This window comes from Pseudomonas spirodelae (assembly GCF_034653255.1).
In the GTDB taxonomy this organism is placed as follows: domain Bacteria; phylum Pseudomonadota; class Gammaproteobacteria; order Pseudomonadales; family Pseudomonadaceae; genus Aquipseudomonas; species Aquipseudomonas spirodelae.
On the sequence record NZ_JAYEET010000039.1, the window covers coordinates 299,161 to 323,333 of the forward strand.

The following is a 24,173-nucleotide window of genomic DNA, read 5'->3' on the forward strand; positions in this document are numbered from 1 at the left end:
GTAGACTGCCTAGGGTCACTACGCGTGTATGGGGGTTGTTTGGATGATTGCCGCGCACTTGTTGTCTTCCACCAGTCAGATGCTCGGCTGGCTGATCTATCTACCGCTGCTGTGTTGGGCCGTCTGGCGTGCGCCCTGGGTCGAACTCTGTAGTGATTTGCGCCGCCAGCATCTATTAGGTGGCACAGCACTGGCGCTGTTCGTGCTGTGGTTGATACGTCGGGATTTCGACTCGGGGTTGTCCTACCACTTTATTGGCATGACGGCGGTCACCTTATTGCTGGATTGGCCGCTGGCTATCTTGGTGGGGTTAGTTGCCCAGCTGGGGTTGCTGGCACTGGGCCGGCAGGATTTAGCGGCGCTGGGCGTCAACGGCGTGCTGCTGGTGGTGATTCCTGTGTGGGTGACCGAGGCCTGTGCACTGTGGGTCGAGAAAAAACAGCCGCGTAATCTATTCGTCTACATCCTGTTTAACGGCTTCTTTGCTGCAGCGCTGGCAGCCTTAGTGTTTATCGTTGCCGCCTTCGCCGTGCTTTGGCTGGACGGGCTGTTCCCGATGCCGCCCTGGTTGGAGGACTTTATCGGCTACCTCTGGCTGGTGATTTTCCCTGAGGCGTTTATCAACGGCATGCTGGTGACGGCGCTGGTGGTGTTCTACCCGGACTGGCTAGAAACCTTCAACCGCACGCGTTATCTCGCCGCGCCGTGGAAGGATGACGATCCGTCGCGCTGATGGTGCGGCCTTCAGCGGTTTGATGGCGCTGTGCGTGTTGATGTGGGTCAAGCCGCACGAGCTATTAGGGCTCATCGTGGTGGCATCAATCAGGAGGGCGTGAGATGGGCGTACATCAGTGGGCAAGGCAGGCAATCGAGCAGAGTCTGCAGGGTGTCGAGGCGCAAGGCTTCGATCAGGTCATGGCATTGCGGGCATTACTCAGCGCCGTTATCGAGCGTAACCGCGCAGCGCGCAGTGCAGTAGACCTGGCCGCCGAGCTGCAATTTCTCGCCGATAACCTCGATGACGAGCGTGATTACAGCTTTATGCGGCCCTGACGAGTAGCAGGCGATTGAAGCACTGCCTGCTTCACCGACGGTTTCAAGGCACTGTTTAGTGCTCGCGCGGTGGCAGTTCACCCGAAAATAGATCGTCTTCCAGAGGGTTGCCGGCGATCGCGTGCTCTTCTGAGGCCCAGGCGCCGAGGTCAATCAGCTTGCAGCGTTCCGAGCAGAAGGGCCGGCTCGGGCTTTGTGGGCCCCACTCGACGGGCGCGCTGCAGGTAGGGCAGGGGACTAAGGTGGGGGTGCTCATGCTTGGCCTCCGCGTAGGGTTAGATAGAAAGCGTGGAGTCGTTCCACTTCGGCTTGCAGTCCGTGCAGGTCTTGGTCGTTAAGCAATACATCGTGTGCATGGCGCAGGCGGTCTTCGCGGCTGGCTTGGGCCTTAAGAATGGCCTGCACCTGTTCGCTGGAGCTTTGGTCGCGGGCCATGGTGCGCTCTATTTGCAGGTGCTCCGGCGCATCCACCACCAGTATGCGCTGGGTCAGTTGGTGTTGACCGGACTCCACCAGCAGTGGCGATACCAGAATGGCGTAGGGTGATTCGGCGCGCGCCAGGTATTGGGCGATTTCCTGGCCGATCAATGGATGTAATAGCACTTCGAGCCAGCGCCGTTCGGCCGCATCGGCAAAGATCCGCTTGCGCAGGGCCGTGCGATCAAGCTGGCCATCGGCTTGTAAAACCTGCGTGCCGAAGTGCTCGACTATCTTCGCCAGCGCCGGCTTGCCAGGCTCAACCACCCAGCGCGCCGCATGGTCGGCGTCGACCAGATGCACGCCTAGGTCGATAAAGTGCTGGGCGACAGCACTCTTGCCGCTGCCGATGCCGCCAGTAAGGCCAAGAATCCAGGGTTTTGTGCTCAAGGTGCGCGCTCGCGTCGGTCATTCAGGGGCGCGATTGTAGGGCGGATTCAGGAGCGAAGCGAACAATCCGCCACGAACCTAGAGCCGACAATCCGAAGGTAGCGAGCCGTGATTTGCTCGCCCCTGCTTTTGTAGGGTGGGTTAGCGGCGCTAACGCTGACTATGGGTGCGCCACACTATTCGAGCGCTGCGTAACCCACCATTGGATTTTCTCGGTAGACCGCCATGGTGGGTTACGGCGCATTGAGGGCCGATGGTGTTTGCGTGATCCTGGTTCGCGCCTAACCCACCCTACGGATGACTACAGCAGCCCAGATGCAGTTTGGGCTGCTGTACCGTATCAGAAGCCGGCAATCTGCAGGTAGCTGGCGGTGATCTGCTCGCCCCAGAGCAGCGCAATCCAGCCGGCAATCGCCAGGTAGGGGCCGAAGGGGATTGGTGTGCTGGTTTCGGCGTTGCGCAGGCGCAGCATGATCAGGCCGAGTACTGCGCCCACCAGTGACGACAGCAAAATGGTCAGCGGCAATACCTGCCAGCCACCCCAGGCGCCGAGCATGGCCAGCAGCTTGAAGTCGCCATAGCCCATGCCTTCCTTGCCGGTAACCAGCTTGAACAGCCAATACACCGACCACAAACTCAGGTAGCCGGCAATCGCGCCCCAGAGTGCATCCTCCAAGCTGGTAAACAAGCCGAAGCTGTTGGCAATCAAGCCTAGCCACAGCAGCGGAAGCACCAGAGAGTCCGGCAGCAGCTGATGATCGGCATCGATCAGGCTCATCGCCAGCAAGCCCCAAGTCAGCAGTAGCATCGCGCCGGCCTGCCAGGTAAAGCCGAAGTGCCAGGCGATGTAAGCCGAGAGCAAACCACAGGTCAGCTCAACCAGTGGGTAGCGCAGGCTGATCGGTGTTTTACAGCTGGAGCATTTGCCACGCAGAAATAGGTAGCTGATAACCGGGATATTTTCCCAGGGCTTTATTTCATGGGCGCAGTGCGGGCAGCTGGAGTTGGGTAATACCAGATTGAAGGTTGCCGTCTGAGTCTCTGCGGGCAGTTCCAATATCTCGCGGGCCTGTTCGCGCCAGTCGCTCTGCATCATTTTCGGTAGGCGATAAATTACTACGTTGAGAAAGCTGCCCACCAGTAAACCTAGTAATAGACATACGCAAACAAAGGCCGGCAAATTGCCGGCCAAAAAGCTAACAAGGGTCATCAATTATCCGCCTACTATGCTGCCCAGTTGGAAGATCGGCAGGTACATGGCAATGATTAGGCCGCCAACCAGTACGCCCAACACCGCCATGATCATTGGTTCAATCAAGGTGGCCATGTTGTCGACCATGTTGTCGACGTCGTCTTCATAGAAGGTAGCCACCTTGTCGAGCATGGCGTCCAGTGCTCCGGACTCTTCACCAATGGCGGTCATTTGCACCGCGAGGCTAGGGAATACGTTGGTTGCGCGCATGGCAAAGTTCAGCTGCACACCGCTGGAAACATCCACTTTGATTTTATTGACCGCATTTTTGAATACGACGTTACCGGTTGCGCCGGACACCGAGTCGAGGGCCTCGACCAAGGGCACGCCCGCAGAAAAGGTGGTAGACAGGGTGCGGGCATAACGCGCTACCGCTGATTTATAGAGAATGTCGCCAATAACTGGCAGTTTCAGCAGTGAGCGGTCCAGCCAATTGCGAAAACCCTCTGAACGCTTACGCGCCTCTTTAAAAATAAAAGCAAAGGCAAACAGTGCTACCACAATTAAAAACCACCATTGTTGCAGCCCTTTAGATAGCGCCACGACCATCTGGGTAAAGGCCGGCAGTTCAGCGCCAAAACTCTTGAATACGTCCTCGAATGCCGGCACAACCTTGAGCAGCAGAATGGTGGTGACGATAACCGCGACTACAACGACTGAGATCGGATAGGTCATGGCCTTTTTGATTTTTGCTTTAAGCGCTTCGGTTTTCTCTTTGTACGAGGCGACTCGTTCAAGCAGTGTTTCTAGGGCGCCGGATTGCTCACCGGAGTCCACCAGGTTGCAGTAGAGGTCATCGAAATACTGTGGTTGTTTGCGCAGTGCGGAGGCAAAGGAGTTTCCGGCAGCCACCTCCTGTTTTAGGTCGTCAACGACCTTGCGCATATTGGGGTTTTCAAAGCCCTCGCTGATGATCTCGAAGGATTGCAGCAGTGGCACCCCGGCTTTCATCATGGTGGCCATCTGTCGGGTAAATAGGGCAATGTCCAGCGGCTTGATCTTTTTTCCGGCGCTGAACAGCGAGGCCGATTTTTTGCGAACCTTGGTCGGGTTGATGCCCTGCTTGCGCAGCTGCGCTTTTACCAATGCAGGGTTCTGGCCGCTGGCTTCACCTTTTATTTTGGCACCCTGCTTGTTGGTGCCTTCCCAGGCGAAGGTGCTGGTTTTTAGTGCTTTAACGGCCATCGGTTAGTCCTTTGTCACGCGGTTCACTTCAGCGAGGCTGGTCACGCCCTGCATGGCCTTCAGCAGCGCTGAAGTTCGCAGGTCATTAAAGCCGTCTTTGCGCATCTGGATGGAGATATCGATCGAGTTGCCTTCCTCCATGATAATCCGCTGCAGCGCTGGCGTGTTTTTAACCACTTCATAAATCCCGACACGGCCTTTGTAACCGCCGTTGCAATTTTCGCAGCCAATCGGCTCATAAATCTTGAAGGTGCCGATTTTGTCCTCCGGGAAGCCTTCCTCCAGCAGAGTCTCGCGCGGGATCTGGATTTCCTTCTTGCAGCTATTGCACAGCTTGCGTGCCAGGCGTTGGGCGATGATCAGGTTCACCGAGGTGGCGATGTTAAATGATGGCACGCCCATATTACGCAGGCGCGTTAGGGTTTCTGCCGCGCTGTTGGTGTGCAAGGTCGACATCACCATGTGCCCGGTCTGGGCGGCCTTAATGGCGATGGAGGCGGTGTCCAGGTCACGAATCTCACCGACCATGATGATGTCCGGGTCCTGACGCAGGAAGGCTTTCAGTGCCGCGGTGAAGTCCATGCCTTGCTTGGGGTTAACGTTGACCTGGTTAATGCCCTCCAGGTTAATCTCTACTGGGTCTTCAGCCGTGGAGATGTTCACGTCGACGGTGTTGAGGATATTCAAACCGGTATAAAGCGATACGGTTTTCCCGGAGCCGGTCGGGCCAGTGACCAGAATCATGCCCTGAGGTTGCTTGAGCGCAGCCATATACAGGTCTTTCTGTGACTCCTCATAACCCAGTGCATCAATGCCCATCTGGGCGCTGGCGGAGTCAAGAATCCGCATCACAATCTTCTCACCCCATAGGGTTGGGCACGTGCTGACTCGGAAATCGATGGACTTGGTTTTCGAGATGCGCATCTTGATGCGGCCGTCTTGCGGGCGGCGGCGTTCGGAAATATCCAGGCCGGCCATTACTTTGAGGCGGGCAGAGATGCGCGGCGAGAGTTGGATGGGGGGGCGAGCAATTTCTTGCAGAATGCCGTCAGTGCGAAAGCGCACGCGATAGGTCTTCTCGTAAGGCTCAAAGTGCAGGTCGGAGGAGCCCTTTTTAATCGCATCCAGCAGCATCTTGTTGACGAAGCGTACAACAGGGGCGTCATCTGCCGAGTTGCCATCGCCGGCGACGTCGGCATCATCATTGACGGCTTCAACATCAAGGCCGTCGAGGTCAACATCGGTCAGATCGTCCATGCCGCTTCCGGCTGAGTCGAAGAACTTTTCGATGGCCTCGCCGAGCTTGTCATCCTCGACCAGAATGGCTTCGGTGTTCATCCCTGTACTGAATTGAATGTCGGTAATGGACTGGTGGTTGGTGGGGTCGGATACCGCGAGAAACAGTTTATTGCCGCGCCGCCAGAGTGGTAATGCACGGTGTTGACGCACAAGTTTTTCGCTGACCAGGTCCTTGGGTTGGTTGTCTTTGTCGATGCTGCTTAGGTCGATAAACGGCACGCCAAACTGTTCGCTAGCCAGTTCGGCCAAGGCCCGACTTTTAACAAGCTTGTTCTGTACCAGGTAAGTTACCAGCGACAGCTTGTTGCGCTGGGCTTGCTGCTGGGCTTGTTGTGCGGTTTTTTCATCCAGCAGCTCGGCTAGAACCATTTGCCGGGCTAGGCCGGTAAGGCTGACGTGATCGTTCATCGCGGGCTCCATAACAATGCCTGCGTTATAGCCTAGTTGCCTTGGGCTGCCAAATGCGACGGTGCGGTGTGACGAAAAATGGCAGTTAGTGACTTGCCGGGTTTTTGGGGGGGCTATTGGGGCTGCGGCGTAGGCCCAATAGCCGCTTTCTGAAGTTGGCACGCCGTCTGCAATGAAATTGTCAGGTCGTAGGGCCTGCCCATTTCCCGAGGAGAGAAACAATGAAAGCTCAAATGCAAAAAGGCTTCACTCTGATCGAACTGATGATTGTGGTCGCGATCATCGGTATTCTGGCCGCCATCGCTCTGCCGGCCTATCAGGACTACACTAAATCGGCGGCAGACAAAGCCTGCCTGGGGGAGGCTAAAGCTTATTCTCAGGCCTTGCTGATCTACGCCAACGATCCTAGTGCTGTCCCCGGCGGCACCGCGCCAGTTCACACTCAGCAGGCATGCCGTACTCAGATTCCTAGCACTAGCCCTGCGTTCACTGTTCTAGCGAAACTGCCTGGTACCGGCACCATTACTTGTACTGCTAGCTCTTCTTGCTCTCTGGGAGCAACCCCTGCCACCGGCGGTTAATTTATCGCCTGCATTTGAAGAAAAAGCGCCTAGAGGCGCTTTTTCTTTGTCAGCCAAGGAAAAACAACCCGTGTTCCCAGTCTGGATGATGTCTATTGTTTTACTGTCGGCGTTGTCGTTTGCTTGGGCGCTGGGGCTCGAAGATGTGCTCGCATTCCAGATCGCTGCCCGGCTAATCCTCTGGTTCGCCCTGTTAGCAGCCTTCGTTGCCGCTCTATACGGGCGCCGCCCCCCCCCGCTCTTTGTTTATGAGCTATCTGCTGAACAGGTAGCCGCGCGGGCACTGGCTATTCGTTGCGGCCTGCTGGGTCTTTTGGTGTTTTCTAATGCTATGAGCGCCATGTTTTCCAGTTGGCCGGCCAATACGTTCAATTTTGAATACCTACTGGCTTTACCGTTCATCCTGTTGCTAGTGCCACGCTATGTCGCCTGGGCGGGACGGCGCATTGGCATCCAAGAAGATAACCATGAACGCTTCGGACAGGTGCTGAAGAGGCAGCGCGCCTGGTGCTGGGCAGAGCAGAAGCCTTATCTACTGGCCTGGTGCGTGAAGTTTTTCTTTATCCCGATGATGTACTCCTTCCTAGTGCTGGCCATGGAGGGCATGGTGTTGTTCTCCTGGCAGTGGAGCCCGACCACGCTGGTGCTTGGACTTATCTCATTTGGGTTGTGCTTCGACCTATTGATTGCCTTCGGTGGCTATCTCTTTTCCATGCGTTTGCTGGGAGGAGAAATTCGCAGCGTTGACAGTAACTGGCTGGGGTGGTTTGCCTGCATGATCTGCTATCCGCCCCTGTTGGTGGTTTTTCACTACGTTAAACAGCAGGTGGATGACATCGTTTGGAGCGACTGGTTGTTGCCGAACGAGCCGCTGTACTGGTTATGGGCGGCTTTGGTGACGGGAACCTGGCTGGTGTACTGGTTAGCGACGGCCAGCTTTGGTCTGAAGTTCTCCAACCTGAGTTGGCGCGGTCTGATCGATCGTGGCCCGTACCGTTACACCAAGCATCCGGCTTACCTGGCCAAGAATCTTTACTGGTGGTTGCATACCGTACCGTTCATCGGTGTGCATGACGGGGCTGATCTGCTGCGTAACATCCTAGGCCTGACCTTCGTCAGTCTGGTTTATTACCTGAGAGCAAAAACCGAAGAGGCGCACCTGCTGGCTTTCCCCGAATACGCCACTTATTCGGCGCGCATTGAGCGCGAGGGTGTGTTTGCCAGGATGCGTGGAGTATTTAGGAGGAGGATTTGAAGAGTTTGCGGCTGGGCTCGCTATTGACTCTGCTCTGCCTAGTGTTGATGGTGGGGGCATGGCAGTCGGGTGTTCTGCTCAGGCACTTGCCACGCCCTGTTACTTGCTCGGCCACGGAGCCTGAGTGGCTGGAGGCTTTGGTCGAGCTTTCCAGAGAAATAGGTTGGCCAGGATTCCAGTTCTCTTATGTCGATACGCAGGGGGCCAGAGTCGACTGTGCTGTCGGCTGGGCCGGGCTCTTGCAGCCCATGCGTACGGATCACGTGATGCGCTATGCCAGTCTGTCGAAGCTATTCACCTCGCTGGTGATGGCTCAGTTATTTGCAGAAGATCGCCTGCATGCCGATGATCTTTTGGTCAAGCAACTGGGTTTGTCTGGGCCGCTCTCCGACCCTCGAGTGGAACAAATCACACTAGGGCAGTTGCTCCGGCACACTGCCGGTTTTGACCGGGCCGTCAGCTCCGATCCAATGCTGATGGCGCAACCTTGGTGTCCGACCCGTCTGGGAGATTTGCAGCTCATTCGGTTGGATCATGCGCCGGGCAGCCATTATGCCTACTCCAACCTTGGCTATTGTCTGCTAGGGGCGGTTATCGCCAAAGCCGAGGGTGAAGCGTTGGACAAGGTGTATCGCCGACGCTTGCTGGCGGGTCATGCGTCGACATCCATTGCTCCCGTTGTCCGTGGCGAGATAAGAGAGGGGGAGCCGGCAAGATACTTCGAGCCTCCCGAGTCCAGCTATGAGCTGTTGTCTTTGGATTATGAATCTCTACTGGCGGTGGGAGCTTGGACAGGGACGGCACGAGACTTGCTGAGTCTGTTGGCGGATCATTTTGAGAGCGACGAAGATCGGTTGCTCGAAAGCCCTCGATGCACCACCTTGGCTTGGAGGGTCTGCCATGGTCCGGCGTTTTACGCCTACCAGCAAGACGGTGGTGAAATTATGTATTGGCGTGATGGGAGTCTCCCTGGAGCTAGTTCCTTTGTCGGTATTTTCGAGGATGGGGCCAAGATAGTGGTGCTGGCCAATGGCCGGCATTTGGCCTGGGTGAGTGACAGCGACAGGCTTGGCCAGGCCCTTTATCAGTGGCTGCATTGATAGTGTGTGATTGTTTACGGCATGGGTCTGCTGCCGGCGGTCATTTTTTAACCTTGCTGGTGAACAACGATGAAAACTAATTCTTGTAAGGGTTTCACCCTGATCGAGCTGACGGTTGTCGTCGCCATCATTGTTATTCTGGTCGCCATCGCTTTGCCTGTTTACCAAGGCTTCGCCCGCAAGTCCGCTGATAACGCTTGTCTGATCGAGGCCAAAAGCTACGTCAATGACGTTCTGGTGCGGCTGAGCGACTCACAGGTCCCATATGCTCCCTCCGTCACTGGTGCCTGCTCCTTCTATAGTGGCGCGAATGCGGCGCTGACTATAACCGGCTCGTTCACGGCCACTTCCCGCGCGCCGGGAACCTCAATAGTTACCTGTAATCTGGCCAGTGGCGGTTCTTGCAGAAACTGGGGTCTCCCTTGTTTGGCGCTCGCGCTTGGGCGAGCGGTAGCGCCGCCAGTGCGGCTCGGTCGTTAGAGATGTCCACTCGTAAAGCTAATGTCGCAGGATCGAGTCCTGTCGTCTTCCAGATAAAAAACCTAGCATTACAGTACTAAGCATTGTGGGGCTTTTTGTTGACTGAGATTTGCTGTTTAGAGGCTCAGCCGCATCGACAAATCCACCGCCTTCACATCCTTAGTCAGTGCCCCAATCGATACATAATCCACCCCGGTCTCAGCAATCGCCCGTAAGGTGCTTTCATTCACTCCGCCGGAGGCTTCGAGCTTGGCGCGGCCGGCGGTGATGGCAACGGCTTCGCGCATTTCATCCAGGCTCAGTTCATCGAGCATGATGATGTCGGCACCCGCATCCAGTGCATCGCGCAGTTCCTGCAAGCTTTCCACTTCAACTTCCACCGGTTTGCCGGGGGCGATTTGGTGCGCGGCGGTTATGGCTTGTGCGATGCCGCCGCAGGCGGCGATGTGGTTTTCTTTAATAAGGAAGGCGTCGTACAGGCCGATGCGGTGGTTGTGACAGCCGCCCTGTGTCACGGCGTATTTCTGCGCCAGGCGCAGGCCGGGGAGGGTTTTGCGGGTGTCGAGTAATTTGACGGCGGTGCCTTTTACCAAATCGGCATAGTGCTGGCAGCGGGTGGCCACGGCGGAGAGGGTTTGCAGGAAGTTTAGGGCGCTGCGCTCGCCGCTAAGCAGGGCGCGGGCGGGGCCTTCCAATTCAAAAAGTACTTGGTTGGGCTCGGCGCGCTGGCCGTCCTGGACGTGCCAGTGCACGGCGACCTGTGGGTCGAGTTGGCGGAATACCGCATCGACCCAGGCGGTGCCGCAGATGGTCGCGGTTTCACGGGTGATGATCTTGGCGTGGGCCAGCCTCTCGGCGGGTATCAACTGGGCGGTGATGTCGCCGCTGCCGATATCCTCTGCCAGTGCGCGGCGCACGTTGGCCTCGATTTCGTTGGCGAGGTCGGCAAGGATCAGGTTAGGCATGATGGGCTCCAGTCAGCAGAATGCGCCGATTATAGAGTTTGCCGGCTGTTTGCGCAGTGCTTACGGCTGTTCTCTAGCGCTTGTGGGGCTATGCTGGTTAGGAATCTTGGTCGGGCTGTGCGGTATAGCGTGCGGCAGTGGTCGCTGCAGGTGACCGCTGGGAAGCTGCGGCGCTGCATCTGTGATCTGGGTCATGTCTGGATGAAATGTCAGCTTGGTATGTGCGTGCACATCCCTATAATGGCTTTACTTTTTATAATTGTTGACGCCAGGCCTTTGACGTTACGGATGACGCTCAGTTGACCGCTGTGCAGATAGTCCGCCCAAGAGGGGCAGTCTGCAGGAGACTCGCAATGAAGACTGATGCGAATGTGGTGCGCCTGAGCAAGGTGAGCCCTGAGCAATCGCCCACTTCACCGGTAGGAAGACTGCCAGTGGCGCTAACAACTGTACGTGACAACGCGGCGCAGCAGCTGAAAACGGCGTTGCAGTCTCTGTTTGATAATGCCGACGATACGCTGTTCGAGATGGCCGATCGCGCCACCAGCAATGCCGAGCAGAATGCCTTTTTTGAGGCGATGCGCGATCTGCGCTTGAAGCGCAAAAATATTGAGCGTGGCTTCTTGCAGAAGGTCTTTGAAGCCTTCGCCACGCTTAATCAATATGAAATCGGTAAGCCTGCACCGTTGGATGCGGTGTCATTTGACGCGTTGTCGTTGGTGCAGAACGATGCGCTGGAAGAGTCGGTGGCCCTGGACTCCATGGTGGCCAAGGTGGTCAGCCGTGATGCGACGGCGCTCAGCCATCTGACTACTCGTTTCAACGCCATGGTCAGTAAGAAGCTTGATGACAAAATCAACCCGCTTGGCCCGACTTGTCTCTGCGAGTTCTTCCTGGATGCCTGCAGCAGTTTGGGCGTCGAGATCAGGGTCAAGCTGATTATTCTGAAGCTGTTTGAAAAGTACGTGCTGAGTGGTCTCGATCAGCTGTATGCGCAAGCCAACCAGGCCTTGATTGCCACGGGTGTACTGCCTGAACTCAAGTCTGCACCGGCGCGGCGTAACCCCTCGCGCACCAACGCACCGGCCGGTAGTTCTGGACAGGAGGCGGCGCCTGAGCTGTCGGCTGGGTTTGCCGATGAGGGGGTGCAGGAAGTTTTTGGCGCGCTGCAGGCGCTGCTTTCCCAAGCACGTGGTACGGCAATTCCGCAACGTAACCGGCCGGCTGACGCCATGCCGATTTCCAGTAATGACCTGATGCGCCTGCTTTCGCACATGCAGCAGCGTGCGCCGGCACAGGTTAGCGATGATTTTGATTTGCGCGAGCAGCTTGAAGGCTTGCTGGTCCGTGCCAGTGCTAAGGCCGGCAAGGCGCGGGTGGTGGGTGAGGTTGATGAAGACGTTATCAACCTTGTGTCGATGCTGTTCGAGTTCATTCTTGATGATCGCACCTTGCCGGACTCGCTCAAGGCGCTGATCGGCCGTTTGCAGATCCCGATGCTGAAAGTAGCGGTGATCGACAAAACCTTTTTCAGCCGTGGCAGCCATCCGGCCCGCCGCTTGCTCAATGAAATCGCCTCAGCGGCCCTGGGGTGGGGTGAGCAGGATGATGCGCAGCGCGACAGCCTGTATCAAAAGATAGAGCAGGTGGTGCAGCGTCTGCTCAACGACTTTGTTGACGACCCGCTGATTTTCTCTGAGCTGCTGGCTGAGTTCCTCGCCTTTACCGGTGACGAGCGTCGGCGCAGCGAGCTGCTTGAGCAGCGCACGCGTGATGCCGAAGAAGGCAGTGCCAAAGCCGCGTTGGCGCGGCGTGAAGTTGAGCAGGCATTGAATCAGCGGCTGCTGGGTAAGACCCTGCCGGAAGTGGTGGTGCGCTTGCTGCAAGAGGCTTGGAGCAAGGTATTGATGCTTACGTGCCTAAAGCACGGTGTTGAGTCAGACCAATGGCAGGCCGCCTTGGCGACGATGGATGACCTGGTTTGGAGTGTTGAGCACCACGACGAACCCGAAGCGCGTATGCGCCTGCTGGAGATGGTGCCCGGATTGCTCAAGGCGCTACGTGAGGGCATGGCCAGCGCGGCGTTTGATCCGTTCTCTACTGGTGAATTCTTCAACCAGCTGGAAGCCTTGCATGTGCAAGCCTTCCAGCGCTTTAAGCGCAGCTTGCCGGAAGACAGTGCGCCGGCCGATGCCCCGGTGCTTGCTGATATTACTGACGAGCAACGCGCTGAGCTGGCTGAGGTCGGGATGGACTTACCTCTGCTGGAACTGCCTGCTGCGGAGGCTGTTGAAGAGCCCGCGATGGTCGAGGTGATAGAAGAAATCATCCTGCTGGCGCCAGGCGAGCTGCGTGCTACCGAGCCAGAAATCAGCCTGCCTGACGATGATGAGGCGTTGCTGCAGGTGGACAACCTGCGTGTCGGTAGCTGGGTCGAGTTTCAGGAAGACGAAGAACACAAGCTGCGTTGCAAGCTGGCCGCAGTGATCAAGCCGACGGGTAAATACATCTTCGTCAACCGCACCGGCATGAAGGTGTTGGAGAAGACGCGTATGGGCCTGGCCGTAGAGTTCCGCCGCAGTGCCATTCGCTTGCTGGATGACGCGCTGCTGTTTGACCGGGCGCTGGAGTCGGTGATTGGCAACCTGCGTAAGCTCAAGGGCACCTGATCAGCCTGCGTAGGCTAGCAATAACGCCGCCGGGGCTACCTCGGCGGCGTTTTTATTTGGGTCGCTGCTTTGACGGTCTCGGCCCCTATAGTTGCGAGCGAACCCATAAATCGAAGCTAAATAAACATGCATCTCTGCCAAGGTTACTTCTAGGGGCGCCGTTACGCTTGCTTGGCCTTGAGGCGACGCTGAACTAGAGTGGCCGCTCAATCAAGGAGCTTTTATGCAGCTGGACCCTTCCAGTGGCTGGTGTGATGGTATCCAGCACTGTCCCTCGCCGAACTTCAATCAGCGGCCGCTGGGTGAGGTTTCTTTGTTGGTGATTCACAACATCAGCTTGCCGCCTGGCGAGTTCGGTACGGGTAAGGTGCAGGCGTTCTTTCAGAACCGGCTGGACGCGGATGAGCATCCTTATTTCGCCGGTATCGCGAGTCTGGAAGTGTCCGCGCATTTCTTTATCGAGCGCGACGGCGCTGTCACGCAGTTCGTCTCTTGTAATGAGCGCGCCTGGCATGCGGGACAATCGCGCTTTGCCGAGCGGGAAAACTGTAATGATTTTTCCCTAGGGATTGAGCTTGAAGGAACCGATGATCTGCCCTTTACAGCCGCGCAATATGCGGCGCTGATCGTGCTGACTCAGCAACTGCAAGTGGCTTATCCGGCCATCACCCTGGCGCGTATTTGCGGGCATAGCGATATCGCGCCAGGGCGCAAGACCGACCCCGGCCCGGCATTCGACTGGCAACGTATGCGCCTGGCATTGCAGCAAGACAAGGAGCTGACATGAATTTTCTGGTGCTACTGCTGGTGCTGTGGGTCGAGAAGTTCTCGGCCTGGCGTAAGCATATTCAACACGACGGCCCCTGGCTGCGGTTATTGACGGCGCTTGAGCGCAAGCCGCAATGGGCTGGACGACCTTGGCTGGCCTTGGCTTTGCTGGTTCTGCTGCCGCTGTTGGTGCTGGGTCTGATTCTATTGTTGCTGGCGCCTGTTGCTTACGGCTGGTTGGCGCTGCCGGTGCATTTGGTGGTGGTGATTTACAGCCTGGGTCGCGGTGATCTGCTGGCGGCGCTTGGACCGTTTCGCGACAGCTGGCGGCGTGGCGATGCCGAGGCTGCGTACCTGGTGGCCCGGCGTGATTTGTCGCTTGAGGCGGACGAAGAGGGCGAGTTACTGCAGCGTGTGCAGGGCCATTTGGTATGGCAGGCCTATCAGAGCTTTTTCGCGGTGATCTTCTGGTACGCGTTGTTGGGGCCCGTGGCGGCGCTGGCGTATCGACTGGTTGCCTTGAGCAGCGAACATGCGACGTTGCCAGCCCTGCGTGAAGCGGCTGTGCAGGTACGCCATGGCCTCGATTGGCTGCCGGTGCGTGTGTTAGCCGCCAGCTTTGCCCTGGTGGGCAATTTTGCCGGGGTGAGCCGGGCGTTGCTGCACGAGTTGCTCAGCTGGGACATTAGCGCGGCGCAGTTGGTGATCATCACTGCGCGGGCGGCGGGCGAGATCCCTGAACCGGTGATTGGTGAAGCCGGCGTCAGCAGCCTGGACGGGCTGTGGCAGTTGTTGGTGCGCGCTGCGGTGTTCTGGTATGCGGGGTTTGCCGTGTGGACCCTGCTTATCTAAGACCTCTTACCCTTATACGTGAGCCGTACGGGACGGTTATGCGATGCCTGAGGCGCCGTCATGCGAAGGGTGGGTTAGGCGCGAGCAGCGGCCAGGCATGCATCGCCAGCCTCCGGTGCGCCGTAACCCTCCGTGACGGCCCATCGATAAATCGTCGTGTGGTGGGTTACGCAGCGCCCAGTTTGCGTGGAGATAGCCATACCCATACCCCCTGCGCCTCTAACCCCCCCCCCAAGCGAACTGCAGCATCTATCGAATACCGAGGCTTATCTGCGGTCGTCGTTCCACAGCCAGGCCGCGCCGCGCACGCCGCTGGAGTCGCCGTGTTGGGCTTGCAGCAGGCGTGTATTGACCTGGTCGGAGAACACGTAGCGCGCCAGCAGCGGCATTACATCGGAGTAGAGCGCGCTGCTGTTGGACATGCCGCCGCCGAGGACGATGACGTGTGGGTCAATCAGGTTGATCACCGATGCCAGACCACGCGCCAGTTGGTTGCAATAATTCGAAAATGCCTGCTGCGCGCCGGGGTCGCCGGCTGTTGCGGCGCTTACCAAGGCGCTTGCATCCAGGCCGAGATTGCTACGCGCCGCCCAGCCCGGGCCACTTAAAAAGGTCTCGATGCAATCGTCCTTGCCGCAATAACAGCGCCGGCTCGGGCCGTCCTCGCTGCGCCGCCATGGCAGAGGGTTATGTCCCCATTCGCCGGCAATGGCATTCGGCCCGCTGAGCAGTTGCTGGTGCACGACCAGGCCGCCGCCGACGCCGGTGCCGAGAATCGCCCCGAACACGCTAGGCGCTCCCGCGCCGGCCCCATCGCAGGCTTCTGAGAGGGCAAAGCAGTCAGCATCGTTGGCCAGGCGCACCGGGCGCTGCAGGCGCTGTTCGAGGTCGGCCTGTAAGTCTTGGTCAATCAGGCACAGGGAGTTGGCGTTCTTGATCCGCCCATGGTCAGGCGAGCGTGTGCCGGGGATACCGACTCCGACACTGCCGCGCGTGCCCAGCTCGCGTTCGCACGCCTCCACTAAGTGAGCGATTAACTCGACGGTTTGCGGGTAATCGCCTTGTGGGGTTGGGGCGCGGCGGCGTAAGACCTGGCGGCCGTTGTCCAGGGCGATGATTTCGACTTTGCTGCCACCCAAATCAATACCCAGCTTCAGCGGTGTGTGCATCATTAACCTTAAGTTACAGAGGTTGAAGTCGATAAGAGGTATACATGGCGCCATGCTCGGTCGCAATTTTGTGACAGTCGTCACGTCAATCACCCGCTATTTATCCGGTTGATTCACGTGCCGTAGGTCGAGCAACAAGGGACATGTAGGGCGCACATTTGCCATTGTGCGCGGCCTATTTGTAACCTGACACAACAATAATTAGAACTGGAGACGTCCTGTGAAGACCGTGCTGTATCCGGCCATCGCGCTAATGAACCGCCTCAGCTTCGGCATGAAGTTCAGCTTGATCAGTGTGCTGTTCTTTCTGCCCATGCTCGTCACCAACTTCTACTTGGTGCGTGACTCCTACCGCCAATTCGTCAGCACCCAAGCGGCACTCGAAAGTATCGACCTGCTGGGCGAAAGCCTGACGCTGCGGCGTAACCTTGAGGACTTTGTCGACCTTATCGAGATCAACGCCATGATCGGTCAGTCTGGCCAGGCGGGTGATCTGGAGGCGCGTCTTACTAAGCTTCACGCGACGATTTCCAGTGCGCTGCAGGGCATGGCAGCGGTGGTGCGCGAACCCGAGCAGATCGACGAATTCAACAACAAGCGCGATGAGCTGATTGCCGAGCTCGCGGCGGTACAGAGTGAGACGTCCCTGCAAAGCAAGATTGCCCTGGCGGAAAAGCTGCTGGGCTCCTCGCAGGTGTTTATCAAGCTGGTCACTAACCAGGCTGGCCTGAGTCAGGATCGTCAGGGCGCGGTTCGGCAGATGGTCGAACTGGTGAGTGTGGCCACGCCCAAGGTCACAGCAGCGCTTAGCGAGGGACGGGCCATTGGCGCTTATTCGCTGGCGCAGGGCTTTCTTAATTCATCAGCCAGTACGGCGTTTGATGAGCTGCTGCTGGAGCTGGAAAAGCTGCATGCCGAGTACGGCCTGAGTCTTCAAACATCGCTCAACAGCAGTGCGCAGGCGCGCACGGTGTTGGCGAGCCCAGCCGCAAGCAGCCTGGAAACCCTGAAAACCATGGCGGTGCTGTTCGAGGACAAAGTGGTCATCGCCGACTCGTTGGATATGCCGTGGGCGCAGTTTTACAACGATGTCAGTGCGGCGATGGAGCAGACCTACCAACTTAACAGCGCCGTGCTGGTGTTCCTCGACCAGCAACTGCAGGTTCGCTTGCAAGAAAACCGTGTACAGATGGTGCTGCTGGTGGTCGCCCTGGTGGTGGTGTTCTTGCTGATTGTTTATTTGTATAGCGGCTTTTATGTGTCGATCCGCACTACCTTGAAGAACCTCGGTCAGGTGATGAACCAGGTGGCTGCTGGCGATATGACCGTGAGCTTCAAGGCGCAAAGCCGTGATGAGCTGGGTGAGCTGGGCCAGGTGTTCAATGAGACCGTGAGCAAAATTCACCAGCTTATCGAGCGCGTTGGGCAGACGGTTGTCGAGGTTGAGCGCCAGGCTGATCGTGTGCAGCAGATCTCCGGGGAAAGTAACCAGGCTGTCGCCGGGCAGCGTGGGCAAATCGACCAGATTGCCACCGCGATGAATCAGATGTCCGCCACTGCGCAGGAAGTGGCGCACAGCGCCGCCGCAGCCGTGGGCAGTGCGCAGAGCGTGAATGATGAAACAGTCAGTGGCCGTGCGCTGGTCGAGTCGCAGGTCGGCAGCATCCAGCGCCTGGCGGGTGAGATTGATCAGTCGGTGGCAGTGATCAACAAGTTGGCCAGTGACAGCGCCTCGATCAGCCAGGTGCTTGACGTGATCAAGGGCATCGCCGAGCAGACCAACCTGCTGGCGCTCAATGCGGCTATTGAGGCCGCCCGTGCCGGTGAGCAGGGCCGCGGTTTTGCTGTGGTGGCCGATGAGGTGCGCAACCTGGCCAAGCGTACCCAGCAGTCCACCCAGCAAATCGAGTCGATGATCGCCACGCTGCAAGGCGGCGTTGGCGCCGCGGTCAAAGCGATGAGTTCCAGCCACGCGATGGCCGACAACACGGTCAATGAGTCTGGCAAGGTGCAGCAGGCGCTGGAGAATATCCTTGGCGCGGTGGGCATGATCGTTGATCAAAACCAGCAGATCGCCACCGCCGCCGAAGAGCAGACAGCCGTGGCGCATGATATTGACCAGAACATTGTCGAAATCAGCCAGGCCGGCGAACGCACTGCCGAAGGTGCCAGCCAGACCGAACAAGCCAGCCGCGAGCTGTCCGGGCTGGTGGCCCGCTTGAAACAGTTGATCAGCACCTTCCGCGTTTAAGCGTTCTGCCGTATCGACAAGGCCCACCTACAAGGTGGGCCTTGTCGTTTTTGTCGGGTGGCGGCTGCGCGTGGTGCACGCCCGGATTAGCGCGGCTCTAGATGCTAGTCCCAGCCAAACAATTCGGCGGCATTTTGGCTGCTGGCGCTGGCCAGCACGTCGCTGCTGATGCCGCGTAATTCGGCCAGTGCTGCGCAGATATCAGGTAGATGCTCCGGGCTGTTGCGCTGGTCGGGATGCATCGCCGGCGCCATGTCCGGTGAGTCGGTTTCCAGCACGATGGCCTCCAATGGCAGCTGCGCCACCACCTTGCGCAGGCGCAGCGCTTGCGGCCAGGTCGGCGCGCCACCGAGGCCAAGCTTGAAACCCAACTTGAGGTATTCGCGGGCTTCCTCGTAGCTGCCAGCGAAGGCGTGGATGATGCCGCCACGCGCAGGCTTGAGCCGCTTGAGAGTGGCAATTGTCGCAGCATGGGCGCGGCGTACATGCAGCAGGGCGGGCAGCTCGAACTCGATGGCCAGCTTGAGCTGTGCTTCAAACAGCTGTTGCTGCCGTTCGCGATCCAGTCGTTCAAGGAAGTAGTCCAGGCCGAACTCGCCCACGGCGCAGAGTTTAGGGTGGCCGGCGTAACGTGTTAGCCAGTCGCGCAGTTCATGCAGGTGCGCAGGCTGATGTTCATCGAGATACACCGGGTGCAGACCGAAGGCGGTGTACAGGCCATCTTCAGCCAGCGCCAGATCCCACACGCGCTGCCAGTTAGCCTGATGCACGCCAAGCACCACTAAACGCTCAACCCCAGCTGTGCGACAACGCGCGAGCAATTCGTCGCGATCGGCATCGAAGTCGGGAAAATCCAGGTGGGTGTGGGTGTCGATCAGGTGCATGGCATCAAGGCTGGAGCGCTCATTAATAGAAGGGTTGAATGGCCGTTGGGCATGCAGTCATGCCACCGCTGGTGGTTTAGCCTAAGCGAGCGCGGCCCTCGTGGGAAGCAAGTAGCGCTTGCTTGGCCTGGCCTTGGGCGGGCAGCATGCGGCTCAGCAGTTTGAGCGGGTTGCGGTAGATGATGTTTAGCCTCAATAACATGGTGTTGGCCGGGGCAGCGTTGCTGCTGGCCTGTGTGTTCTTTCAGCCGCGCCTTATGGCTGCACCCGGTTGGCGCGCAACCGTGACGCCACTGGCGTCGATTATCGGCTCCGGCTTCCTGGTGGCCGGGCCGATTCTAGCGCATGCCGTTGGCCCCTTAGCCTGGCTGGCGATGTTGGCCTTGTGTGGTTTGAGCTACTGGTTTGGCGCAGCCATCCGCTACAACATCCGCTATGTTGAACCGAGCCTGCTGGCTCAGCCGCCGCGTTACCAGGTTGGCCTGGAGCGCTTGTCTGAGCTGGCGCTGGCGTTGGCCTACTTTGTTTCGGTGGCCTATTACCTGAACTTATTTGCCGCCTTTGGCATGCGCCTGGGCGATGTCGTCGATCCCGTGTGGACGCGGGTGTTGGCGACGGTTGTGATCGCCGGCATCGGGCTGCTCGGTGCGTTACGCGGCCTGGCCGGGCTGGAGCGGCTAGAGGTGATGGTGGTGGCCTTGAAGCTGTCGCTGATCGGCGGGCTGGTGGTGATGTTGGCGCAGGTCAACCTGTCGGCGGTGCTGGACGGCTCTTTCAGTTGGGCGGCGCAAGCGCACTTGCAGGGGATGCAGCAGCTCGAGGTGCTGTTGGGCCTGGTGATTCTGGTGCAAGGCTTTGAAACCTCGCGTTACCTCGGCAGCCAATACGACGCCACCACCCGTATCCAGAGCATGCGCTGGGCGCAATGGATCGCCTGCGCGATTTATATGGCGTTCTTGTTGCTGATTACCGGGCTGTTCAACGGTGCTCTTCCGCCGGAGGGCGGTGAGACGGCGATCATCGACTTGCTGCGGCCGCTGGGGCTGCTGGTCGCGCCGCTGCTGATTCTCACTGCGTTGGCGTCGCAGTTATCGGCAGCAGTCGCCGACATGAATGGTGCCGGCGGGCTGCTGGCGGAGTCGTCAGGGCGGCGCTTGCCGGTGCGCTTAGGCAATCTGGTCACCGCTCTGGTGGCGATAGCGATCACCTGGACGGCGAACATCTACGAGATCATCACTTATGCCTCGAAGATGTTTGTCATCTACTACGGCTTGCAAGCGTTGCAGGCGGCATTGGCGGCATGGCGACGTGGCCAGCGCTGGCACGCGGCGGGGTTTGCGGCGGGAGTGGGGGTGGCGTTGGCGATTATTGTGTTGGCTAAGCCGGTGGCGGCTTAGCCGAGAGCAGCCCAGCGGCGAGAGCTGATCTCGCCGCTGGCGCGCTTTAGTGGGTCTCGCGGGTGGCGCGGAATTTCACGTCTGGCCAGCGCTCTTCCATCAGCGCCAGGTTGACTCGCGTCGGCGCCAGGTAGGTGAGGTGACCACCGCCGTCCACCGCCAGGTTCTCTACGGCCTTGTTGGAGAATTCCTCCAGCTTCTTCTTGTCGCTGCATTCAATCCAGCGTGCCGACCACACGGTAATCGGCTCGTAGGCGCACTCGACCTTGTATTCCTCTTTCAGGCGGCTGGCGACCACATCGAACTGCAGCACACCGACTGCGCCGAGGATGATGTCGTTGCTGCGCTCGGGGAAGAACACCTGGGTCGCGCCTTCTTCGGCCAATTGCTGCAAACCCTGGCGCAGTTGCTTGGATTTCAGCGGGTCTTTCAGGCGCACGCGGCGGAACAGCTCCGGGGCGAAGTGCGGAATACCGGTAAAGCTCAGGGCCTCGCCTTCACTGAAGGTGTCGCCGATCTGGATGGTGCCGTGGTTATGCAGGCCGATGATGTCGCCGGCATAAGCTTCCACAAGCATTTCACGCTCGCTGGAGAAGAAGGTCAGGGCGTCGCCAATGCGCAGGTCTTTGCCGGTGCGCACCTGGCGCATCTTCATGCCCTGGCTGTATTTGCCCGAGCAAATGCGCATAAAGGCGATACGGTCGCGGTGCTTGGGGTCCATGTTCGCCTGGATCTTGAACACGAAGCCGGTGAATTTCTCTTCTACGGGCTCTACGGTGCGCTCATTGGCGACGCGGGCCAGCGGTTTGGGTGCCCAGTTGACCACGGCGTCCAGCACATGATCGACGCCGAAATTGCCCAGCGCGGTACCGAAGAACACCGGGGTCAACTGGCCATTCATGAACTCGTCCTGATCGAACTCATGGCAGGCGCCCTGGACCAGTTCCAGCTGCTCGATAAAACGCTCGTACTCATCGCCCAGGTGTGCGCGGGCTTCGTCGGAGTCGAGTTTTTCGATGATTTTCACATCGGTGCGCTCGTGGCCGTGACCAGCGGTGTAGACGATGATGTAGTCGTCTTTGAGGTGATACACACCCTTGAAGTCGCGGTAGCAGCCAATCGGCCAGGTGATCGGCGCGGCTTTGATCCTGAGGACGGCTTCGATCTCATCGAGCAGCTCAATCGGGTCGCGAATGTCACGGTCGAGCTTGTTGACGAAGCTGACAATCGGCGTGTCGCGCAGGCGGCACACGTCCATCAGGGCGATGGTGCGCGGCTCAACGCCTTTACCACCATCGAGCACCATCAGCGCGCTGTCTACCGCGGTCAGGGTGCGGTAGGTGTCTTCCGAGAAGTCTTCGTGGCCGGGGGTGTCGAGCAGGTTGATCATATGATCGCGGTAAGGGAACTGCATCACCGAGGTGGTGATGGAGATGCCGCGCTGCTTTTCCATTTCCATCCAGTCGGAGGTGGCATGGCGGTCGGACTTACGCGACTTCACCGTGCCCGCGACCGAAATCGCCTTACCCATCAGCAGGAGTTTCTCGGTAATCGTTGTTTTACCGGCGTCGGGGTGAGAAATGATCGCAAACGTACGGCGTTTGGCGACTTCGGCGGCCTGGATGGTCATTGTGCGAGAACCCGTCGACTGAATAGTCGGTCTGTCAAAAAAGGCGACGATTATAACGGTAAACGCCGTTCAGCGCGGCGACCTGTAGTCAGGCAAGCAAACCGCGATTTTTCTACGCTTTGTGCGGCATTCCTGACGTTTTGTTTTGAATATAAAACGTTCAATCAATAAGACGACAATCAGGGTCAAAAGCACGGCATTTTTGATTGATCTCAGCTGCCCATGGCCCTAAAGTTCGCGCCCGAACGTCCATGCTGGCAACGATCCATCCGGCTCAAGTACTGACGACGAGAGACCATGCGGTACTCGGCGACATGCCTTGGGAAGTAGGCGAACCAAAGTGGGGAAACTGATCAGACGTTCTGGGCCGTTCGCGGCCGCCCCCTGAAACGCAGTTGAACCTGTGCCCGGTTTAGCTGCCCGAATTAGTGTGTTTCTGGTTTTGCCATATGGAGTCGAGCATGTCGATCAAGGTCGAAGATTATTACGCACCCGCCACTTTTCAGCGCATGAAGGCGTTTGCTGATACCCAGGAAACCCCGTTTGTGGTGATCGATACCGCGATCATCAGTCAGGCCTACGACGACCTGCGCGCCGGTTTCGAATTCGCCAGCATCTATTACGCGGTCAAGGCCAACCCGGCAGTCGAAATCATCGACCTGCTCAAGGAAAAAGGCTCCAGCTTCGACATCGCCTCCATTTATGAGCTGGACAAGGTTATGGGCCGTGGCGTGGGGCCGGAGCGCATCAGCTACGGCAACACCATCAAGAAATCCAAAGACATTCGCTACTTCTATGAGAAGGGCGTGCGTCTGTATGCCACCGACTCGGAAGCGGACCTGCGCAACATCGCCAAGGCCGCGCCGGGCTCGAAAGTCTATGTGCGCATTCTCACTGAGGGCTCGACCACCGCCGACTGGCCGTTGTCGCGCAAGTTCGGCTGCCAAACCGACATGGCCATGGATCTGCTGATTCTCGCTCGCGACCTGGGCCTGGTGCCTTATGGCATCTCTTTCCACGTCGGTTCGCAGCAGCGTGATATTTCCGTATGGGATGCGGCGATTGCCAAGGTCAAGGTGATCTTCGAGCGCCTTAAAGAAGAAGACGGTATTACCCTCAAGCTGATCAATATGGGCGGCGGCTTCCCGGCCAACTACATCACCCGTACCAACAGCCTGGAAACCTACGCCGAAGAGATCATTCGCTTCCTCAAGGAGGATTTCGGCGACGATCTGCCGGAAATCATTCTTGAACCGGGCCGTTCGCTGATTGCCAATGCCGGCATCCTGGTCAGTGAAGTGGTGCTGGTGGCGCGTAAGTCGCGTACCGCTGTAGAGCGCTGGGTGTATGTCGATGTGGGCATGTTCAGCGGCCTGATCGAAACCATGGGTGAGGCGATCAAGTTCCCTCTTTACACCGAGAAGAAGGGTGAGATGGAAGAGGTGGTGATCGCCGGGCCAACCTGCGACAGCGCCGACATCATGTATGAGAACTACAAGTACGGCCTGCCGCTGAACCTGGCAATCGGCGACCGTGTGTATTGGTTGTCTACCGGTGCCTATACCACCAGCTACAGCGCTGTTGAGTTCAATGGTTTTCCGCCGCTGAAATCGTTCTACCTGTAAGGCTGTATTGCTTTGCTAAAACCCCGCTTCGGCGGGGTTTTTTGTGGTGCGCCAGGCATGGCGCGTAGCGCCGTGACTGGCGCTGTCGGGTTCACTGTGGTGGTGAGCCTGGCGACTTGGAGGTGAAAGTCCTCTACACACCCGGCAAGGGGAAGTGTTAGCTGAAGGCAAGGGTGTCGCGGACGACTGCGAATCTGAAGGAAGCCCGAGGCAAAATGCTGGCCTGACGAACAGGAAGCGGATGAGGCGGCGCAGCGGGGTGAGGTGGCCATAATCGCCAAAGCCCGATACTTGCACGGAACGCTGCGACGTAGATCCGACAGGCATAAGCAGGAAGGTCGCGCGAATTACCCTGGGAGATCTGTACGCTTGCCATTGTGCTACCGATTGTCGAGAGGCGACGGGATGGGCGTGCAGAAGTCAGCCGAGGCCGTAGTAAGTGGCGGTCAACCACGCCATCAAGGGCCGAACAGGTCATGCCGC

The 24,173-nt window shown here is 58.3% G+C and carries 21 protein-coding genes and 1 pseudogene; 13 read left to right on the forward strand and 9 right to left on the reverse strand.

Annotated elements, in window-relative coordinates:
* The first annotated feature begins 43 nt into the window (after nt 1-43).
* Together SOP97_RS13125 and SOP97_RS13130 are read left to right on the forward strand one after the other, a co-directional pair.
* Nucleotides 44-733: an energy-coupling factor ABC transporter permease gene (locus SOP97_RS13125; RefSeq protein ID WP_322949412.1), complete on the forward strand. Its 690-nt coding sequence runs from the start codon at nt 44-46 to the stop codon at nt 731-733.
* 104 nt (nt 734-837) lie between these two features.
* Entirely contained in the window at nt 838-1,053 is a 216-nt protein-coding gene (locus SOP97_RS13130) for a hypothetical protein (protein WP_322949413.1), read from the forward strand.
* Nucleotides 1,054-1,108: 55 nt separating this feature from the next.
* Here the strand turns inward: SOP97_RS13130 and yacG are convergent, their stop codons facing one another.
* The 5 genes from yacG to pilB form a co-directional block, all read right to left on the reverse strand.
* Nucleotides 1,109-1,309, reverse strand: a complete 201-nt coding sequence (yacG, locus tag SOP97_RS13135; protein WP_322949414.1) for a DNA gyrase inhibitor YacG — start codon at nt 1,307-1,309, stop codon at nt 1,109-1,111.
* Nucleotides 1,306-1,920 carry a dephospho-CoA kinase gene (gene coaE, locus SOP97_RS13140; protein ID WP_322949415.1) on the reverse strand — a complete coding sequence of 205 codons (615 nt, stop codon included), beginning with the start codon at nt 1,918-1,920 and terminating at the stop codon, nt 1,306-1,308. The genes yacG and coaE overlap by 4 nt, the downstream gene beginning before the upstream one ends.
* A 340-nt stretch (nt 1,921-2,260) precedes the next feature.
* A complete protein-coding gene (locus SOP97_RS13145; protein WP_322949416.1) occupies nt 2,261-3,130 on the reverse strand; it encodes a prepilin peptidase in 870 nt (289 codons plus the stop codon).
* A 3-nt stretch (nt 3,131-3,133) separates the two neighbouring features.
* Nucleotides 3,134-4,357, reverse strand: a complete 1,224-nt coding sequence (locus tag SOP97_RS13150) for a type II secretion system F family protein (RefSeq protein ID WP_322949417.1) — start codon at nt 4,355-4,357, stop codon at nt 3,134-3,136.
* Nucleotides 4,358-4,360: 3 nt separating this feature from the next.
* Nucleotides 4,361-6,064: a type IV-A pilus assembly ATPase PilB gene (gene pilB / locus SOP97_RS13155; protein ID WP_322949418.1), complete on the reverse strand. Its 1,704-nt coding sequence runs from the start codon at nt 6,062-6,064 to the stop codon at nt 4,361-4,363.
* Nucleotides 6,065-6,285: 221 nt separating this feature from the next.
* Here pilB and SOP97_RS13160 point away from each other — a divergent pair, with 221 nt between their 5' ends.
* The 4 genes from SOP97_RS13160 to SOP97_RS13175 all read left to right on the forward strand — a co-directional run bounded on the left by SOP97_RS13160 (nt 6,286) and on the right by SOP97_RS13175 (nt 9,480).
* A complete protein-coding gene (locus SOP97_RS13160) occupies nt 6,286-6,645 on the forward strand; it encodes a pilin (protein ID WP_322949419.1) in 360 nt (119 codons plus the stop codon).
* Nucleotides 6,646-6,691: 46 nt separating this feature from the next.
* On the forward strand, nt 6,692-7,900 hold the full coding sequence (locus tag SOP97_RS13165; protein ID WP_322949420.1) for an isoprenylcysteine carboxylmethyltransferase family protein: 1,209 nt from the start codon (nt 6,692-6,694) through the stop codon (nt 7,898-7,900).
* 47 nt (nt 7,901-7,947) lie between these two features.
* Nucleotides 7,948-9,000, forward strand: a complete 1,053-nt coding sequence (locus SOP97_RS13170) for a serine hydrolase domain-containing protein (RefSeq protein ID WP_322949458.1) — start codon at nt 7,948-7,950, stop codon at nt 8,998-9,000.
* A 69-nt stretch (nt 9,001-9,069) separates the two neighbouring features.
* Nucleotides 9,070-9,480 (forward strand): prepilin-type N-terminal cleavage/methylation domain-containing protein, encoded by a 411-nt coding sequence (locus SOP97_RS13175; protein ID WP_322949421.1) that lies wholly within the window; start codon nt 9,070-9,072, stop codon nt 9,478-9,480.
* A gap of 116 nt (nt 9,481-9,596) precedes the next feature.
* Here the strand turns inward: SOP97_RS13175 and nadC are convergent, their stop codons facing one another.
* Complete coding sequence (gene nadC / locus SOP97_RS13180) at nt 9,597-10,445, reverse strand: carboxylating nicotinate-nucleotide diphosphorylase (protein ID WP_322949423.1); 849 nt, start codon at nt 10,443-10,445, stop codon at nt 9,597-9,599.
* Between the two features lie 353 nt (nt 10,446-10,798).
* Between nadC and SOP97_RS13185 the strand changes: the two genes are divergently transcribed.
* The 3 genes from SOP97_RS13185 (at nt 10,799) to ampE (ending at nt 14,734) form a co-directional block, all read left to right on the forward strand.
* On the forward strand, nt 10,799-13,114 hold the full coding sequence (locus SOP97_RS13185) for a DUF1631 domain-containing protein (RefSeq protein ID WP_322949425.1): 2,316 nt from the start codon (nt 10,799-10,801) through the stop codon (nt 13,112-13,114).
* Between the two features lie 223 nt (nt 13,115-13,337).
* On the forward strand, nt 13,338-13,901 hold the full coding sequence (gene ampD, locus SOP97_RS13190; protein ID WP_322949427.1) for a 1,6-anhydro-N-acetylmuramyl-L-alanine amidase AmpD: 564 nt from the start codon (nt 13,338-13,340) through the stop codon (nt 13,899-13,901).
* Nucleotides 13,898-14,734: a regulatory signaling modulator protein AmpE gene (gene ampE, locus SOP97_RS13195; protein WP_322949429.1), complete on the forward strand. Its 837-nt coding sequence runs from the start codon at nt 13,898-13,900 to the stop codon at nt 14,732-14,734. The genes ampD and ampE overlap by 4 nt, the downstream gene beginning before the upstream one ends.
* A gap of 266 nt (nt 14,735-15,000) precedes the next feature.
* On the opposite strand, the gene SOP97_RS13200 is transcribed toward ampE, so the two are convergent.
* Entirely contained in the window at nt 15,001-15,903 is a 903-nt protein-coding gene (locus SOP97_RS13200) for an ROK family protein (protein ID WP_322949431.1), read from the reverse strand.
* 1,189 nt (nt 15,904-17,092) lie between these two features.
* Here SOP97_RS13200 and SOP97_RS20425 point away from each other — a divergent pair.
* Nucleotides 17,093-17,296 (forward strand): annotated as a pseudogene (locus tag SOP97_RS20425) (HAMP domain-containing protein); the annotation flags it as partial.
* 153 nt (nt 17,297-17,449) lie between these two features.
* Nucleotides 17,450-18,154 (forward strand): methyl-accepting chemotaxis protein, encoded by a 705-nt coding sequence (locus tag SOP97_RS20430; protein ID WP_411912068.1) that lies wholly within the window; start codon nt 17,450-17,452, stop codon nt 18,152-18,154.
* A 104-nt stretch (nt 18,155-18,258) separates the two neighbouring features.
* Here SOP97_RS20430 and SOP97_RS13210 read toward each other — a convergent pair whose 3' ends face one another.
* Nucleotides 18,259-19,038, reverse strand: coding sequence for a TatD family hydrolase (locus SOP97_RS13210; protein ID WP_322949436.1), 780 nt, complete (start codon nt 19,036-19,038; stop codon nt 18,259-18,261).
* Nucleotides 19,039-19,217: 179 nt separating this feature from the next.
* Between SOP97_RS13210 and SOP97_RS13215 the strand changes: the two genes are divergently transcribed.
* Nucleotides 19,218-20,435, forward strand: coding sequence for a hypothetical protein (locus SOP97_RS13215; RefSeq protein ID WP_322949438.1), 1,218 nt, complete (start codon nt 19,218-19,220; stop codon nt 20,433-20,435).
* A gap of 46 nt (nt 20,436-20,481) precedes the next feature.
* On the opposite strand, the gene SOP97_RS13220 is transcribed toward SOP97_RS13215, so the two are convergent.
* Nucleotides 20,482-22,065, reverse strand: coding sequence for a peptide chain release factor 3 (locus tag SOP97_RS13220; RefSeq protein WP_322949440.1), 1,584 nt, complete (start codon nt 22,063-22,065; stop codon nt 20,482-20,484).
* A gap of 461 nt (nt 22,066-22,526) precedes the next feature.
* Between SOP97_RS13220 and SOP97_RS13225 the strand changes: the two genes are divergently transcribed.
* Nucleotides 22,527-23,690 (forward strand): type III PLP-dependent enzyme, encoded by a 1,164-nt coding sequence (locus tag SOP97_RS13225; protein ID WP_322949442.1) that lies wholly within the window; start codon nt 22,527-22,529, stop codon nt 23,688-23,690.
* Nucleotides 23,691-24,173 lie beyond the last annotated feature (483 nt).